The organism is Burkholderia sp. 9775_39 (genome assembly GCF_015712225.1).
In the GTDB taxonomy this organism is placed as follows: Bacteria; Pseudomonadota; Gammaproteobacteria; order Burkholderiales; family Burkholderiaceae; genus Burkholderia; species Burkholderia cenocepacia.
The window spans coordinates 76,714-91,855 of the sequence record NZ_JACCQC010000015.1; the positions used below are offsets into that span (position 1 = coordinate 76,714).

General features: G+C 69.0%; 11 protein-coding genes. 3 read left to right on the plus strand and 8 right to left on the minus strand.

What is annotated here, in order from left to right; all coding sequences use genetic code 11:
- The first annotated feature begins 281 nt into the window (after positions 1–281).
- Positions 282–1,145, plus strand: coding sequence for a crotonase/enoyl-CoA hydratase family protein (locus H0X90_RS20810; RefSeq protein ID WP_006488766.1), 864 nt, complete (start codon positions 282–284; stop codon positions 1,143–1,145).
- Positions 1,146–1,193: 48 nt separating this feature from the next.
- Here the strand turns inward: H0X90_RS20810 and pdeR are convergent, their stop codons facing one another.
- The 4 genes from pdeR to H0X90_RS20830 form a co-directional block, all read right to left on the minus strand.
- Positions 1,194–3,197, minus strand: coding sequence for a cyclic di-GMP phosphodiesterase (gene pdeR / locus H0X90_RS20815; RefSeq protein WP_006495698.1), 2,004 nt, complete (start codon positions 3,195–3,197; stop codon positions 1,194–1,196).
- Between the two features lie 568 nt (positions 3,198–3,765).
- Positions 3,766–7,404 (minus strand): hydantoinase B/oxoprolinase family protein, encoded by a 3,639-nt coding sequence (locus H0X90_RS20820; protein ID WP_077191015.1) that lies wholly within the window; start codon positions 7,402–7,404, stop codon positions 3,766–3,768.
- Between the two features lie 128 nt (positions 7,405–7,532).
- Positions 7,533–8,831, minus strand: a complete 1,299-nt coding sequence (locus H0X90_RS20825) for an MFS transporter (RefSeq protein WP_006484334.1) — start codon at positions 8,829–8,831, stop codon at positions 7,533–7,535.
- Between the two features lie 83 nt (positions 8,832–8,914).
- Positions 8,915–9,688, minus strand: a complete 774-nt coding sequence (locus H0X90_RS20830) for a putative hydro-lyase (protein WP_069353469.1) — start codon at positions 9,686–9,688, stop codon at positions 8,915–8,917.
- 206 nt (positions 9,689–9,894) lie between these two features.
- Here H0X90_RS20830 and H0X90_RS20835 point away from each other — a divergent pair, with 206 nt between their 5' ends.
- Together H0X90_RS20835 and H0X90_RS20840 are read left to right on the plus strand one after the other, a co-directional pair.
- A complete protein-coding gene (locus tag H0X90_RS20835) occupies positions 9,895–10,827 on the plus strand; it encodes a LysR family transcriptional regulator (RefSeq protein WP_077191014.1) in 933 nt (310 codons plus the stop codon).
- Positions 10,828–10,981: 154 nt separating this feature from the next.
- Complete coding sequence (locus tag H0X90_RS20840) at positions 10,982–11,902, plus strand: hypothetical protein (protein ID WP_196438162.1); 921 nt, start codon at positions 10,982–10,984, stop codon at positions 11,900–11,902.
- A gap of 10 nt (positions 11,903–11,912) precedes the next feature.
- Here H0X90_RS20840 and H0X90_RS20845 read toward each other — a convergent pair whose 3' ends face one another.
- The 4 genes from H0X90_RS20845 to H0X90_RS20860 all read right to left on the minus strand — a co-directional run bounded on the left by H0X90_RS20845 (position 11,913) and on the right by H0X90_RS20860 (position 15,141).
- Positions 11,913–12,239, minus strand: a complete 327-nt coding sequence (locus H0X90_RS20845) for an antibiotic biosynthesis monooxygenase (RefSeq protein WP_006484329.1) — start codon at positions 12,237–12,239, stop codon at positions 11,913–11,915.
- Between the two features lie 63 nt (positions 12,240–12,302).
- Positions 12,303–13,289 carry a YkgJ family cysteine cluster protein gene (locus H0X90_RS20850; RefSeq protein WP_062885290.1) on the minus strand — a complete coding sequence of 329 codons (987 nt, stop codon included), beginning with the start codon at positions 13,287–13,289 and terminating at the stop codon, positions 12,303–12,305.
- A complete protein-coding gene (locus H0X90_RS20855) occupies positions 13,283–14,095 on the minus strand; it encodes a MetQ/NlpA family lipoprotein (protein ID WP_006484322.1) in 813 nt (270 codons plus the stop codon). The genes H0X90_RS20850 and H0X90_RS20855 overlap by 7 nt, the downstream gene beginning before the upstream one ends.
- Positions 14,092–15,141 carry a formylglycine-generating enzyme family protein gene (locus H0X90_RS20860; protein WP_077191012.1) on the minus strand — a complete coding sequence of 350 codons (1,050 nt, stop codon included), beginning with the start codon at positions 15,139–15,141 and terminating at the stop codon, positions 14,092–14,094. The genes H0X90_RS20855 and H0X90_RS20860 overlap by 4 nt, the downstream gene beginning before the upstream one ends.
- Position 15,142 lies beyond the last annotated feature (1 nt).

The following is a 15,142-nucleotide window of genomic DNA, read 5'->3' on the forward strand; positions in this document are numbered from 1 at the left end:
GCTTTCAGCGCGTAAGCGACCGGCGACGCCGGCGCGCCCGCTCCACTCGAGTCCCCTCCCCCACCGACCTCAACCCGTCGTCCCGCCCTTCGTCGTCACCCGCCCTTTCGTTCGAACGCAAGCCGCACGGGTTTTCCGTTCGTGCGTTGTTCCCCGCAATTCGACTTTTGTGCGCGCGCAACAATGGCGATGCCTCGCGCCAGGCGCCCCGGCGGGCAACCCGATACCCGCATGGCGCATGGCGCGACGGTCTTTAAAACCACATCTCACGAGGACATACCATGCAACTCCAATCCCATCCGGCGTGCCGGCCGTTTTACGAAGCCGGCGAACTCTCGCAACTGACGGCCTTCTACGAAGAAGGCCGTAACGTCATGTGGATGATGCTGCGATCGGAGCCGCGGCCGTGTTTCAACCAGCAACTCGTCACCGACATCATCCATCTCGCGCGCGTCGCACGCGACTCGGGCCTCACGTTCGACTTCTGGGTGACGGGCTCGCTCGTCCCCGAGCTGTTCAACGTCGGCGGCGACCTGAGTTTCTTCGTCGACGCGATCCGCAGCGGCCGGCGCGACCAGCTGATGGCCTATGCGCGCTCGTGCATCGACGGCGTGTACGAGATCTACACGGGCTTCGGCACCGGCGCGATCTCGATCGCGATGGTCGAGGGCAGCGCGCTCGGCGGCGGCTTCGAGGCCGCGCTCGCGCATCACTACGTGCTCGCGCAGAAGGGCGTGAAACTCGGGTTCCCCGAGATCGCGTTCAACCTGTTCCCGGGCATGGGCGGCTATTCGCTGGTCGCGCGCAAGGCGAACCGCGGCCTCGCGGAATCGCTGATCGCGACCGGCGAAGCGCATGCGGCAGAGTGGTACGAAGACTGCGGGCTGATCGACGAGACGTTCGACGCCGGTGACGCGTATCTCGCGACGCGCACCTTCATCGACGTGACGAAACCCAAGCTGAACGGCATCCGTGCGATGCTGCGCGCCCGCGAACGCGTGTTCCAGCTGTCGCGCTCGGAGCTGATGGACATCACGGAAGCGTGGGTCCATGCGGCGTTCACGATCGAGCCGAAGGACCTCGCGTACATGGAACGCCTGGTGATGCTGCAGAACCGGCGCGTGTCGAAGCTGCGCACGGTGTAATGCGACGGGCGCCGCCGACGGCCGGCGGCGCCTTGTCCGGAACGACGCTCAGGCGATCAGCCTGAGCTTTCTCGTCTCCGCGAGCCACGCCTCGAACGCCTGCGCCGGCATCGGCCGCGCGTAGTAGTAGCCCTGCGCGTGATCGACGTCGAGCTGCTTGAGGAATTCGGCTTCCGCATGCGTTTCGACGCCTTCGGCGACCACCGCGAAATTCAGCGCCTTCGCGAGCGACACGACCGAGCGCACCAGCGCCTGCGAGCGCGGATTGCGGTCGATCGCCGTGATGAAGGTGCGGTCGAGCTTGATCGCGTCGAGCGGCAGCCGCGACAACTGCGACAGCGACGAATAGCCGGTGCCGAAATCGTCGAGATGGATCTCCGCGCCGAGCTGGCGGAACTGCCGCATCAGCCCGATGGCCGCGTCCTCGTCCTCGATGAAGCAGCTCTCGGTCAGCTCGATGTCGAGCAGGCCGGGCTTGAGCCCCGCGCCGTCGAGAATCGACGCGAACTGATGCACGATGTTCATGTCCTGCAACTGCCGCGCGGACACGTTCACCGCGATCCGGATGCCGAGCCCCTTCGCCTTCCACGCGGCGGCCTGCGCGGCTGCCGTGCGCATCACCCAGCGTCCGAGCGGCGCGATCAGCCCCGACTCTTCCGCGAAACGGATGAACTCGACCGGCGCGACGAGCCCGCGATCGGGCGACTGCCAGCGGATCAGCGCCTCGACGCCGTGCACGTCGCCCGTCGCGATATCGACGACCGGCTGGTAATGCAGCACGAACTGCTCTTCCTCGAGCGCCTTGCGCAGGTTCGTGTCGAGCCACATGTACTTCGCGACCTTCTGGTTCATCTCCAGCGAGAACACGCGATACGTATGCTTGCCCTCTTCCTTCGCGACGTACATCGCGGTATCGGCGCTGCGGATCAGCGTCTCGAGCGAATCGCCGTGCTGCGGATGCATCGCGATGCCGATCGAGCAGCTCGTGTAGACCTCCATCAGCCCGAGATGGATCGGCGTGCGCAGCCGCTCGAGGATGATCTGCGCGGTCGCTTCGAGCAGCGGGCGCGTGCCCTGTTCGAACAGCACGAGGAATTCGTCGCCGCCGAGCCGCGCGAGCGTCGCGCCGGACGGCAGGCAGCCGCTGATGATCGCCGACACGTCCTGCAGCAGGCGGTCGCCGGTGATGTGCCCGTAGTGATCGTTGACGCGCTTGAAGTTGTCGAGATCGAGGAACAGGATGCCGACCTGCCCGCGCGTCTGCTCGCTCTCCGCGGCGATCGCCGCGTGGATGCGCTCGCTGATCGCATGGCGGTTCGGCAGCCCGGTGAGCACGTCGGTGTTCGCGAGCTCGGTGAGCCGCTGCTGCGCGTTGCGCTCCTCGGTGATGTCGATGCCCGAGCAGATCAGGTACTGCTCGTCGACGCCGCTGCCGCTCTGCACGAACTTGTTGCGGAACTGGAACAGGCGCGGCCCGTTGACCGTGTTGATGTAGCGCTCGACCGCGAACGACTGGTTGCTCGCGAAGAAGCCCGTGATGTTGCTGCGCGACTGCGCGCCCTGTTCGGGGCTCATGAACAGCTCGAACGCGCTGCGGCCGATCACGTCGACCTCGCGCTTGCCCGTCACTTCCTCGCACAGGCGGTTGAAGCGCTGCACCATCCCGTTGCGGTCGAGGATCACGACGAGCGAATTCACTTCGGACACGACCTGCTCGGCGAACGCGAGCCCGTGCGACAGGTCGCCGGCGACGGATTCGGTATCGGAATAGGCGGACGCCGTGCCGGCCCAGTCGACCGTATTGACCTTCCTGCCGACGAGATGGAGGCTGACCGGGTTGCCGAACAGCACGATGTCGAGCACGAGGTGCGACGTGACGCCGGTCAGCGCGCGGATGCGCGCGGCCTGCTCGACCGTCAGCGCGATCGCGACGTTGGTCAGGCCGCGGACCGCGGCCAGTTCGAGCGCGTTGCTGTCGCTGCCGAGACGCCAGCAGGGGCTGCGCGTACCGACGTGCGCCTCGAGCACCGCGCTATCGTTTTCGTCATCCATGGACACGCCCCGATCCAGAAAAAACGCACAGTGTAGTCGGAGGCGAGTGGGCCGACCGCCTTCCCGGGCCGCGCCGTGCGCGTGCCCGGCAGGGCAGCCGTGATTGCCGTGACAGCGGGCCTCGTCCCGTCCTTGTTTCCAGCTAATGCGACCGGCGTTCGCGCGTGACGCGCAGGTTCTGCCTTACGAATGATGAGAGCCATCTTATCAAATGACGATGAGGATTGGCACTCACATTTAGAGCAGAGTGTCAAGGAATCGGGACTCGATTGGCAAGCCGGATTTTTCATGATTGGCAGCATGCGACGGAGCGGATGACGCGCGGCGAATCGGGGCCGGCGAGACGCCCCGGAAGCCCCGAGTGGCGAGCATTTGCAGCCGATTCATGGATAAGGGGACGGATCTTCGGGGCGGCCGTCGCGGCAGGGTCGAATCACATGCCGCCATCCGGTTTTCCGCCATTTTTGATTCCGTTCGCGCGTGAATGCGCGGCTTTATTCCACAGTTCGTTGCAATAGTCTCCCCGCGCCCGGAGCGGGACGTCCGCGCCGGGCGCGGGGTACGCGGCTCAGCCGGCCGCGCCGTAACCGCCGCCGCCCGGCGTTTCGACGACGAACACGTCGCCCGGCGCCATCTGCGCGCGGCCGATGTGATCGAGCACCTCGACCGTGCCGTCCGCCCGCTCGATCGTGTTGCGGCCGAGCGCGCCGGCTTCGCCGCCCGCCGCGCCGAACGGCGCGTGGATCCGGTTGTTCGACAGGATCGACGCGGTCATCGGCTCCAGGAAGCGGATCCGTCGCACTGCGCCGTCGCCGCCGCGCCAGCGCCCGCCACCGCCCGAGCCGGCGCGGATCCGGTGCGAATCGAGCCGCACCGGATAGCGCCATTCGAGCACCTCCGGATCGGTGAGCCGCGAGTTCGTCATGTGCGTCTGCACCGCGCCGACGCCCGCGAAGCCGTTGCCCGCGCCGCTGCCGCCGGCGATCGTCTCGTAGTACTGGTACTGATGGTTACCGAATGTGAAGTTGTTCATCGTTCCCTGGCTCGACGCGACGCAGCCGAGCGCGCCGTACAGCGCGTTGGTGATCGCCGACGACGTCTCGACGTTGCCCGACACGACGGCCGCCGGATACTCGGGATTGAGCATCGAGCGGGCCGGCACGATCACGGTCAGCGGCTTCAGGCAGCCGGCGTTCAGCGGAATGTCGTCGCCGATCAGCGTGCGGAACACGTACAGCACCGCGGCCATGCAGACGGCCTTCGGCGCGTTGAAATTGTTGCCGAGCTGCGCGGACGTGCCGGTGAAATCGATCTCCGCACGCCGCGCCGCGCGATCGACACGGATCGCGACGCGAATCTCCGCGCCGTTGTCGAGCGGATAGCGGTACGCGCCGTCCTGCAGCGCGCCGATCACGCGCCGCACCGCTTCTTCCGCGTTGTCCTGCACGTGCCCCATGAACGCGAGCACGACGTCGCGGCCGAACTGCGCGACCATCCGGCGCAGTTCGTCGACGCCCTTCTGGTTCGCGGCGACCTGCGCGCGCAGGTCGGCCATGTTCTGCTCGACGTTGCGCGCCGGGTAGCGGCCGGATGCCAGCAGCGCGCGCGTCTCGGCGTCGCGCAGCACGCCGGCCGACACGAGCTGCCAGTTGTCGATCAGCACGCCTTCCTCGTCGATATGGGTCGAATCGGGCGGCATCGAGCCCGGCGTCGTGCCGCCGATGTCCGCGTGGTGGCCGCGCGAGCCGACGTAGAACAGCGGTGCGTCCGAGCCGTCCGCGAACACCGGCGTGATGACCGTCACGTCCGGCAGGTGCGTGCCGCCGTGATACGGGTCGTTCAGCATGAACACGTCGCCGTCGCGCATGCGGCCGCGGTTGCGCTCGATCACCGTGCGGATGCTTTCGCCCATCGAGCCGAGGTGCACGGGCATGTGCGGCGCGTTCGCGATCAGGTTGCCGTCGCCGTCGAAGATCGCGCACGAGAAGTCGAGCCGCTCCTTGATGTTCACCGAGTACGCGGTGTTCTGCAGCCGCAGCCCCATCTGCTCGGCGATCGACATGAACAGGTTGTTGAAGATCTCGAGCCGCACCGGGTCGGCGTCGGTGCCGAGCGAGCGGCGCGTCGGCAGCGGCGTCGTGCGCGTCAGCACGAGGTTGCCCTGCGCGGTCATCGCGGCGCGCCAGCCGGGCTCGACGACGGTCGTGCCGTTCTGCTCCGCGACGATCGCCGGGCCGTCGATCGCGTCGCCGGCGCGCAGCGTGTCGCGCACGACCAGCGCCGCGTCGTGCCACCGGCCGCCGGAATAAAAGCGCACGGCCGCGTGCGCTTGCGGCGCCGCGCCAGCCTCGCGCGGCGCGAGCGGCGCGACGTCGACCGGCGCGTCCGAGCGGCCGATCGCCTCGACCGACGCCAGTTCGGCCACCAGCGGCGTGCCGGGCATCAGGAATGCGTAGCGCTGCCGGTACGCGGCCTCGAACGCCTGCTGCATCGCGGCGACGCTGCCGGCCGGCACGTCGAGCGCCGAATCGGTGCCCTGGTAGCGCAGGTGCACGCGCCGCTCGGTCGCGATCCGCTCCGGCGCCACGCCCTGTTCGAGCAGTGCGCCGATGGCCTCGTCGGCGAGCCGGTCGAGCGCCGCGTTCAGCGCCGGCAGCGATGCGTCGGACAACACGGCTTCCACCGCGCGCTCGCGCATCGCGGTCTGGTCGGCCAGCCCCATCCCGTATGCGGACAGCACGCCCGCGAGCGGATGCGCGAACACCTGCGTCATCCCGAGCGCATCGGCCACGCCGCACGCGTGCTGGCCGCCCGCGCCGCCGAACGTCGTCAGCACGTAGCGCGACACGTCGTGGCCGCGCTGCACGGAAATCTTCTTGATCGCGTTCGCCATGCTGCCGATCGCGATTTCCAGGAAGCCTTCGGCGAGCGCCTCGGGCGTCTCGCGCCGGCCGGTCGCCGCGTGGATTTCATCGGCGAGCGCCGCGAACTTCGCGACCACGCCGTCGCGGTCGAGCGGCTGGTCCGCATGCGGGCCGAACACGCGCGGGAAATGATCGGGCTGGATCTTGCCGAGCATCACGTTGCAGTCGGTCACCGTCAGCGGGCCGCCGCGCCGGTACGCGGCCGGCCCCGGGTTCGCGCCGGCCGATTCGGGGCCGACGCGCAGCCGCGCGCCGTCGAAGCCGAGCACCGAGCCGCCGCCGGCCGCGACCGTGTGGATGCTCATCATCGGCGCGCGCATCCGCACGCCGGCCACCTGCGTCTCGAACTCGCGCTCGAATTCGCCGTTGTAGTGCGACACGTCGGTCGACGTGCCGCCCATGTCGAAACCGATCACCTGCTCGAAGCCGGCCGCGCGCGCCGCGCGCACCATCCCGACGATGCCGCCGGCCGGGCCCGACAGGATCGCGTCCTTGCCCTGGAACGCATCGGCGCGCGTGAGGCCGCCGCTGCTCTGCATGAACTGCAGGTTCACGCCCGGCATCTCGTGCGCGACCTGCTCGACGTAGCGGCGCAGGATCGGCGACAGGTACGCGTCGACCACGGTCGTATCGCCGCGCGACACCATCTTCATCAGCGGCGACACCTCGTGCGACACCGACACCTGCGTGAAGCCGATGCGGCGCGCGAGCTCGGCCAGCATCCGTTCGTGCGCGGTATGGCGGTAGCCGTGGATCAGCACGATCGCGAGCGCACGCACGCCACTGTCGAACACGCGGCGCAACGACGCTTCGGCACCCTGAACATCGAGCGGCACGACCACGTCGCCATGCGCGCCGACGCGCTCGTCGATCTCGACGACCGTCTCGTACAGCGCGTCGGGCAGCACGATGTCGAGATCGAACAGGCGCGGCCGGTTCTGGTACGCGATGCGCAGCACGTCGCGAAAGCCGCGCGTCGTGGCCAGCGCGGTGCGCTCGCCCTTGCGTTCGAGCAGCGCGTTGGTCGCGACCGTCGTGCCCATCTTCACCATGTCGACCTGCGCGGGCGTGATCGGCTCGCCGGCCGCGAGGCCGAGCAGGTGGCGGATGCCGGCCACGGCCGCGTCGCGGTACTGCTCGGGGTTCTCCGACAGCAGCTTGTGCGTGACGAGCGTGCCGTCGGGCCGCCGCGCGACGATGTCGGTGAACGTGCCGCCGCGGTCGATCCAGAATTGCCAGCGCGCGGCGTCGGAGGGAACGGAGGAAAGGTGTCGGTCAGTCATGGTGTCGGTCGATGCGTCGTTGAATCGAGGGACGAACGCCGCCGCACGGCGCGCGTCGCGCGCCGTGTCACGGGGTCGATGAAGAGGGAAGAAACACGCGGGGCGGGCCGCCCCGCCGCTGCCGTCGGTCAGGCGGCGTCGAGTTCGCGGCCACGGGTCTCGGGCAGCGTCAGCGCGGCGACGATCACCACGCCGTAGGCGGCGACCGCGAAGATGCCGATGCTCATGCCGAGCCCGTATTGCTTGGACAGCGCGCCGATCAGGAACGGGAACAGCGCACCGATCGCGCGGCCCACGTTGTAGCAGAAACCCTGGCCGGAGCCGCGCACGCGGGTCGGGAACAGCTCGGTGAGGAACGCGCCCATCCCCGAGAAGATGCCCGATGCGAAGAAGCCGAGCGGAAAGCCGAGCCACAGCATCGACGCGTTGGTCAGGTTCAGCGACGTGTACGCGAAGGCGATCACCATCGAGCCGACCGCGAACAGGATGAAGTTCGGCTTGCGGCCGAGGCGGTCGGTCAGGTACGCGCTCGTCAGGTAGCCGACCCACGAGCCGAAGATGATCATCGCGAGATAGCCGCCGGTACCCATCACCGTGAGGTGCCGTTCGGTCTTCAGGAAGGTTGGCAGCCACGTCGTGATCGCGTAGTAGCCGCCCTGCGCGCCGGTCGTCAGCAATGCCGCGCGCAGCGTCGTCGTGATCAGCTTCGGCGCGAAGATCTCGGTGAGGCGCGGCGCGTCGGCCACCTTCGCCTGCGCGGCCTTCTCCTTCTCGTAGACGTCCGGCTCCTTCACGTAGCGGCGGATCGCGACGACCAGCAGCGCGGGCGCGAGCCCGACCAGGAACAGCGCGCGCCACGCCTGCTCGGCCGGCAGCACCGAGAACAGCAGCGCATACAGCAGCGCGCACAGCCCCCAGCCGATCGCCCAGCCCGACTGCACGAGGCCGACCGCCCTGCCGCGGTCGCGCGCGCGGATCACTTCGCCGATCAGCACCGCGCCGGCCGTCCATTCGCCGCCGAAGCCGAAGCCCATCAGCGCGCGCGCCGCGACCAGCTGGTGGTAGTTCTGCGCGAGCCCGCACAGCGCGGTGAACACCGCGAACCACAGCACCGTCAGCTGCAGCGTGCGCACGCGGCCGATCCGGTCGGACAGGATGCCGGCGATCCAGCCGCCGAGCGCCGACGCGAGCAGCGTGATCGTGCCGATGAAGCCCGCGTCGGCGAGCGAGATGCCCCAGGTCGCGACGAGCGTCGGGATCACGAACGACAGCATCTGCGTGTCCATCCCGTCGAGCATGTAGCCGACCTTGCAGCTCCAGAATGCGCGGCGCTCGCGCGGCTGCGCATCCGCGTACCACGAGAACAGGCCGCTGCGCTCGCGGCTCGCGGGCTCGGCGGCGGGCGCCGCGAGGGTCTTGCTTTCCATGGTGGTGCTCCTGTCGTGATGCGCCGTCAAATGGCTTGTGGTGCGGTATGTCGCGGTATGTCGCGTACGGGGTGGCCGGCCGGTCAGAACACGGCCAGCGATGCGTTCGTGATGTCGGTCACCAGCATGTGGCCGGGCGTATGCGCGATCGCGATCGGCAGCTTCGCGTCCATCAGCGCGGTTTGCGGCGTCACGCCGCACGCCCAGAACACCGGCAGCTCGCCGTCGCGGATCGTCACCGCGTCGCCGAATTCGGGCGCGTTCAGATCGTCGATGCCCAGTTCCCGCGGGTGGCCGATATGGATCGGCGCGCCGTGCACGCCCGGGAACCGGCTCGTGATCTGCACCGCGCGGATCGCGTCGGCGCCGCGCAGCGGCCGCATCGACACGACCAGCTGGCCGCCGAAGATCCCCGCGCGGCGGTTCGCGATCGACGTGCGGTACATCGGCACGTTGCGCCCCTCCTCGACGTGGCGCAGCCCGATCCCTTCGCGGGCCAGCATGTCCTCGAACGAGAACGAGCAGCCGATCGCAAATACGACGAAATCGTCTTGCCACAGCGCTTCGAGCGACTCGACGCGCTCGGTCAGCCGGCCGTCCCTGTATACGTTGTAGCTCGGCACGTCGGTGCGAATGTCGAGATCCTCGCCGAGCGCGGCGATCCGGAACGCGCCCGGTTCGCCGACGCCCAGCAGCGGGCAGGCCTTCGGGTTCGCCTGGCAGAAGCGCAGGAAATCGTGCGCGTACGCGTCGGGCAGGATCGCCAGATTCGCCTGGGCAAACGGGCCGCAATGGCCGGCGGTCGGGCCGCGGAACGCGCCGCGGCGCACGGACTGGCGGAATTCGGAAGGCGTCATGATGGTCGGTCGCAGATCGGGATGGCGTGGGGATGACGGTGGTGTGTCATTGGATATGGCGAAGAATAGAAAGGAAAAAATTTTGTCGCCAACGAGTTTTTTTGCGCCTGTTGTATAGAATTTCTTAACGGATCTGCGGGTTTTCCCCGGTCCCGTTCACTTTTCGTCGCCGGCAAGCTGCGCATCCACTGCCTCGCCCGACCGCCATGAACACACGTTTTCTCGAAACCTTCGTCACGCTCGCGAAGCTGCGCAACTTCCGCACGACCGCGGCGGCGCTGCATGCGACGCCGGCCGCGATCTCGCAGCGCCTGAAGGCGCTCGAGGACGAACTGCAGACGGTACTCGTCGATCGCGACAGCCGCGCGTTCCGGCTCACGCCGAACGGCGAATACCTGCTCGGTTATGCGAAAGCCGTGGTCGAGGCGACGCAGGAACTGCAGGCCGCCGCGTCCGGCGAAAGCGCGCTGCGCGGCAAGCTGCGGCTCGGCGTGATCGAGACGGTCGTGCACAGCTGGCTGCCGCACTACATGCGGCAGCTCGCGGCCGACTATCCGCAGCTCGAGATCGATCTGACCGTCGACGTCAGCGTCGTGCTGCAGCGCCGGCTGATGGCGGGAGAACTCGACCTGATCATCCGCGTGGAAGGCAGCGACGAAGCGTCGGTCGTGTGCGACGCGCTCGCGAACTACCCGGTACGCTGGATCGCCCGCGCCGGGCTGCTGCCGAACACGCGCACCGGCCTCGCGCGGCAGGTGCTGCGCCAGCCGATCCTCACCTACGGGCGCGGCACCGCGCCCCATCGCGCGCTGGAAGACATCGTCCGCACGCTCGCGCACGCGCATGGCGTGCCGCTGTCGGAGACGCGCATCACCGGATCGCCGTCGATCTCGGTGATCGTGCAGCTGGTGCGCGACGGTTTCGGCGTCGCCGCGATTCCGGTGCTGTTCGTCGATGCGCTGATCGAGCGCGGCGAAGTCGTCGAGTTGCCGCTGCAGCCGTCGCCGCCGTCGATCGTCGTGTCGATGTCGCGGCGGGCCGACGCGCCCAGGTTCGTGCACGGTGCGTCGATCGCCGCGCGCGCGGCATGTCACGAGTATTGCGAGAAGAGCACGCGGTTGCTGGTCGAAGCGCTGTGACGGCGCAGCGGTGCACGACGCACGTTCGACATCGCCGCGCGAATCGCCCACAATCGCGTTCGGCGCGTCGCCACGTCGGCCCGCGCATCGTGAATGACGGCCCGGCCATCCGCCCTTCGTCGCTTCGCATGATCGTGCACAACGAGAAGGCAACATGCAGATTCGCTCCGCTTCGCCCCGCCTGAACCTCGCGCGTGTCGTGATCGTCGCGTCGTACATCGCGTCGCTGCTGCTGCCCGTCGCGGCCGAACCGCCGAATGCGGCCGGCGCGGTGAGCTGGTGGCACGGCTACACGGTGCTCGCGCTCGGCGGGCTCGCGATCCTCGACCTGCAATTCGCGTGGCTCGGCAACCCGTTGCTCGTCGTCGCGCTGCTCAGGCCGAGCCGTACCGTGTCCGCACTGCTGGCCGGGGTCGTGGTCTTTGCGCTCGGGTGGCATACGATCCCGACCGATGCGAACTACGAAACGATCCGCACGTTCGGGGCCGGGTACTACTTATGGATCGCGGCGATGGTGGGCGCCGCCGCGCTGCCGTGGATCGACGGGCGCGAACGGCAGGATGGCGTGGCGCCGAGCGTTGCGGCCGGTGCCGCGGGTGGGGCCGCGCCGACTGGCACTGGCACTGGCACTGGCACTGGCACTGGCACCGGCACCGGCACTGGCGCAGTTGCCGGCAGCACGGCCCGATCGAATGCCGCGCGATCGTCGACCCGACAAAACGGCTGGACCGTAACGGCAACCGACACGCGCATCGAAGCGACCGACGGCACCGGGGCGATGCGCGGCATCGCGCTGTCCGACCTCGGCGCGATCGTGATCGAGACCAACGACGAGGGGCCGTTCGCGTCGGATGTCTGGTGGATTCTGTTCGAGACGAACAGGCAATTCGCCTGCGCCTTCCCGCAGGATGCAGAAGGCGCGAAGGCGGCGATCGACCGGCTGCTCGACCTGCCCGGCATCGATCACCGCAAGGTCATCGACGCGCAGACGTCGATCCAGAACGCGACGCTCCCGATCTGGGAGCGCAGGGCGAACGAGCCGGCCGCGCCGGGAGAAGCCGGCGCAGCGGCCTGACCGGCAACGCTTACGCTGACGCCCCTGCATGCGGCGGCGTCAGCTTGCCGTCGCCATACTCGCGAAGCACCTGCGAAATCACGACGCGATACCCGTCCAGCCAGCGCGCCTGCTTCGCCTTGGCTTCGAGATGCGCGGGATGCTGGATCAACTGCCGCAGCGCCGCCTCGGATTCCCAGTAGTAGACGTTCTGGATCAGGCCCGCTTCCGCGTTCTCCCACGTTTCCTCGCCGAGATAGCCGGGCGTCGCACGCGCCATGTCGGCGATCTGCCGGTCGAGCCGGTGGAATTCGTCGTCGTACTGCCCGGCACGAAAAATGAAGGTCGACGCGTACATGCCGCTCCATCCGAACGAGTGAAAGAGCGCCAAGTGTAAGGCACGCGCGGCGTGCCGCGATCGTCACGCGGCGAGCGGATCGGCGTCGACGCGATCGTCGAGCCATGCGTCGATGCGTGGCGCATCGTCACGCGTTCCAACCGCGGATGCGGGCATGGCCGCGAGCGCCCGTCGCGCCCGTTCCAGCGCCTGCGCGAAGCCGCGCAATTCGTGCGTCGCGGGCCGGTCGGCCGCCTGCCGGCGCACGAGCGCCGCTTCGATGTTCGCGCCGATCAACGCGAGCTGGGCGTCGATGAAGTCGATGCACAGCGCGCGGCAATGCGCGGAAACCGGCGCGACGGCCAGCAGGACCGGCACGATCGACACGGTCAGGTAGCCGCCCGGCGCAAGCCGCGACAGCGCATGACGCACGTCCTGCCCGCCATCGGTCAACGACGCGAACACGGCGTCGCGCCACACCGCGCGCTCGAACACGAGCGCAGCGCGATGCGCGTCGAGCGCCGCACGGTCCGCGACCTGTCCGGCCGTCACCAGCGGAATCGAGAACACCGATTCATCGGCAGACCGCACGCGCCCCGCTTCGACGATGCAGTTCGCGCCCAGCCACGCCGCATCGTCGCGCCGCGCCGCGAGCACGCGGGCCTGCAACCGGTCGGGCAGCGCCGGATCGAGCGGCACCGCGCGGCAGATCGACGGCTTGTTCGCGTGCACGCCGCAGCGGCCGTCGTCGGCGAGCGCCGCGCAGCGGCCCAGCGACGGATAGTCGTAGCCTTGCAGCGTCAGCGCGAGCCATTCGCCGTTCATGCCGCCGCCGCGATGGAACAGCCGGTCCGCCAGCGCATCGGCGGCCGCGACGTCGTCCGCATCGAGCGTCTGCTCGCGCCCGCCTGCCTGCCAGCGTTCGCCCGTTCGCCGCTTCGGCACGCGGCGGAGCGTCAATGCGCCGACGAAGCGATGCCGATGCCGGAACAGTTCGCGCAACGACAGCGTCGGCGCGCTGTTGCAGCAGCGTCCGCACGCGTTGCACGCGAGCTGGTAGGTGTCTACCACGGGCGCCGCACCGAATCCTGGTAGCGCGTGAGGATGAAGCGCGCGACGTCGTCCGAGTGATACGCGGCGACGAGCTGTGCGACCCACGGCTTCGCGCGATCGGCGTCGCGCACCGTCAGCACGTTCGCATACGGCGAGCGCGCATCCTCCAGGCTGATGCTGTCGCGCGCGGGCTGCAGCCCGAAGCGGGCCGCGTCGTCGCTGTCGATCGCGACGAACGCGGCCGTATCGAGCGCCGCGTAAAGGCGGTCGCGGCGCAGCGCGACGAATTTCAGCCCGAGCCGGTTGCCGGTGACGTCGCGCAGCGTCGCATGCAGACCGGCTTTTTCGCGCAGCGTGACCAGCGTGTCGTTCTGCAGCAGCACGAGCGCACGCGCCATCCCGCGCCGATCGGCGGGGAGCGCGACCGTCGCGCCGGGTTGCAGTTCGTTCAGGTTCTTCAGCTTGCGCGAATAGAACGCCATCGGCAGCGTGACGGTCGGCGCGACTTCGGTCAGCGCGACGCGCTGGCGTGCGCGAGTCGCGGCCAGCTGTTGCGCATCCTCGAAACTGGCCGCGTCGATCCGCCCGTCGGCCAGCGCCGTGTCGATGCGCGACGCATCGTCGAATTCGACGACGTCGACACCGAGCCCGCGCGCGGCAGCCACCCGCTTCACTTCGTCGAGGATCTGCGCATGCACGCCGCGCGTGACGCCGACGCGCACGGCCGGTGCAGTGGCGTCGGCAGCCATCGCCGCACCATGATGCGCGATGCCGCATGCCGCCAGCAGCCACGCCGACACGAATCGCCCGATGCCCGCCGTCATGACGCGTCCCTCAGGATCGTGCGAAACCCGATATGCGACGCGCCGAGATCGGCTTCCTGCTGTTCGCGCGACGATGCGCGATAGCGCACGCAGTAATCGCGCGAGCACAGGAACGAACCGCCCTTGATCACCATCGGCGTATCGTGCCGGCGCGTCGGCGGTGCGACGGCCGCCGTGTCGCCGTTCGTGTGCGATTGATGCGGGCCCGTGTACGCGTCCTTCGTCCATTCCCACGCATTGCCGATCATGTCGTAGAGGCGAAAACCGTTCGCCGCATAGCAGCCGACGGGCGCCAATCCCGCGTGGCCATCCTCGGCCGAGTCGAGCACCGGAAACGCGCCCTGCCAGTAGTTCGCGGCCGGCTTGCCCTGCGCATCGCGCGGCGCCGCATCGAGCGATGCGTCGTCGCGGCCGGCCTTGCCCGCGTATTCCCATTCGGCCTCGGTCGGCAAATCGCGGCCGAGCCAGTGCGCATACGCGAGCGCATCGCGCTGCGTGACGAGCGTCACCGGCAGGTTGCCGAGCCCCGTCACGTCGCTGCCGGGCCCGCGCGGATGCCGCCACGACGCGCCCTTCACCCACGACCACCATGCGACGTCGCGCGCGTTCATCTCGTCGCGCGTCGGCACATGAAACACCGCCGCGCCGCCCTGCTGCTCGGCCTCGGTCACGTAGCCGGTGGCCTGCACGAACGCGGCGAACTGCGCGATCGTCACGTCGGTCTGGTCGATCCAGAAGCCGCCGACGCGCGTGCGGCCGTCGCCGACCGGACGCTCGTCCGCATAGCCGCGCGTGCTGCCGAACACGAACGCGCCGCCGCGCAGGTGCACCATCCCGGCCTTCGGATCGTCGCGCCATTTCGACGGCAGCCCCGAATAGCGTTCGCACGCGCGCTCCGAACCGAGCGGCGCGAGCGCGCGGCCGCGATTCAGGTCGTCGAATGCGCCGTCCGCCGGCGCCGCCGGATTCGCATAGCCCGCCGCGAACGCGGCGGCGAACAGCGTGGCGGCCAGCGCCGCGCCGATCGTCCAGAAGCGGAACCGCATC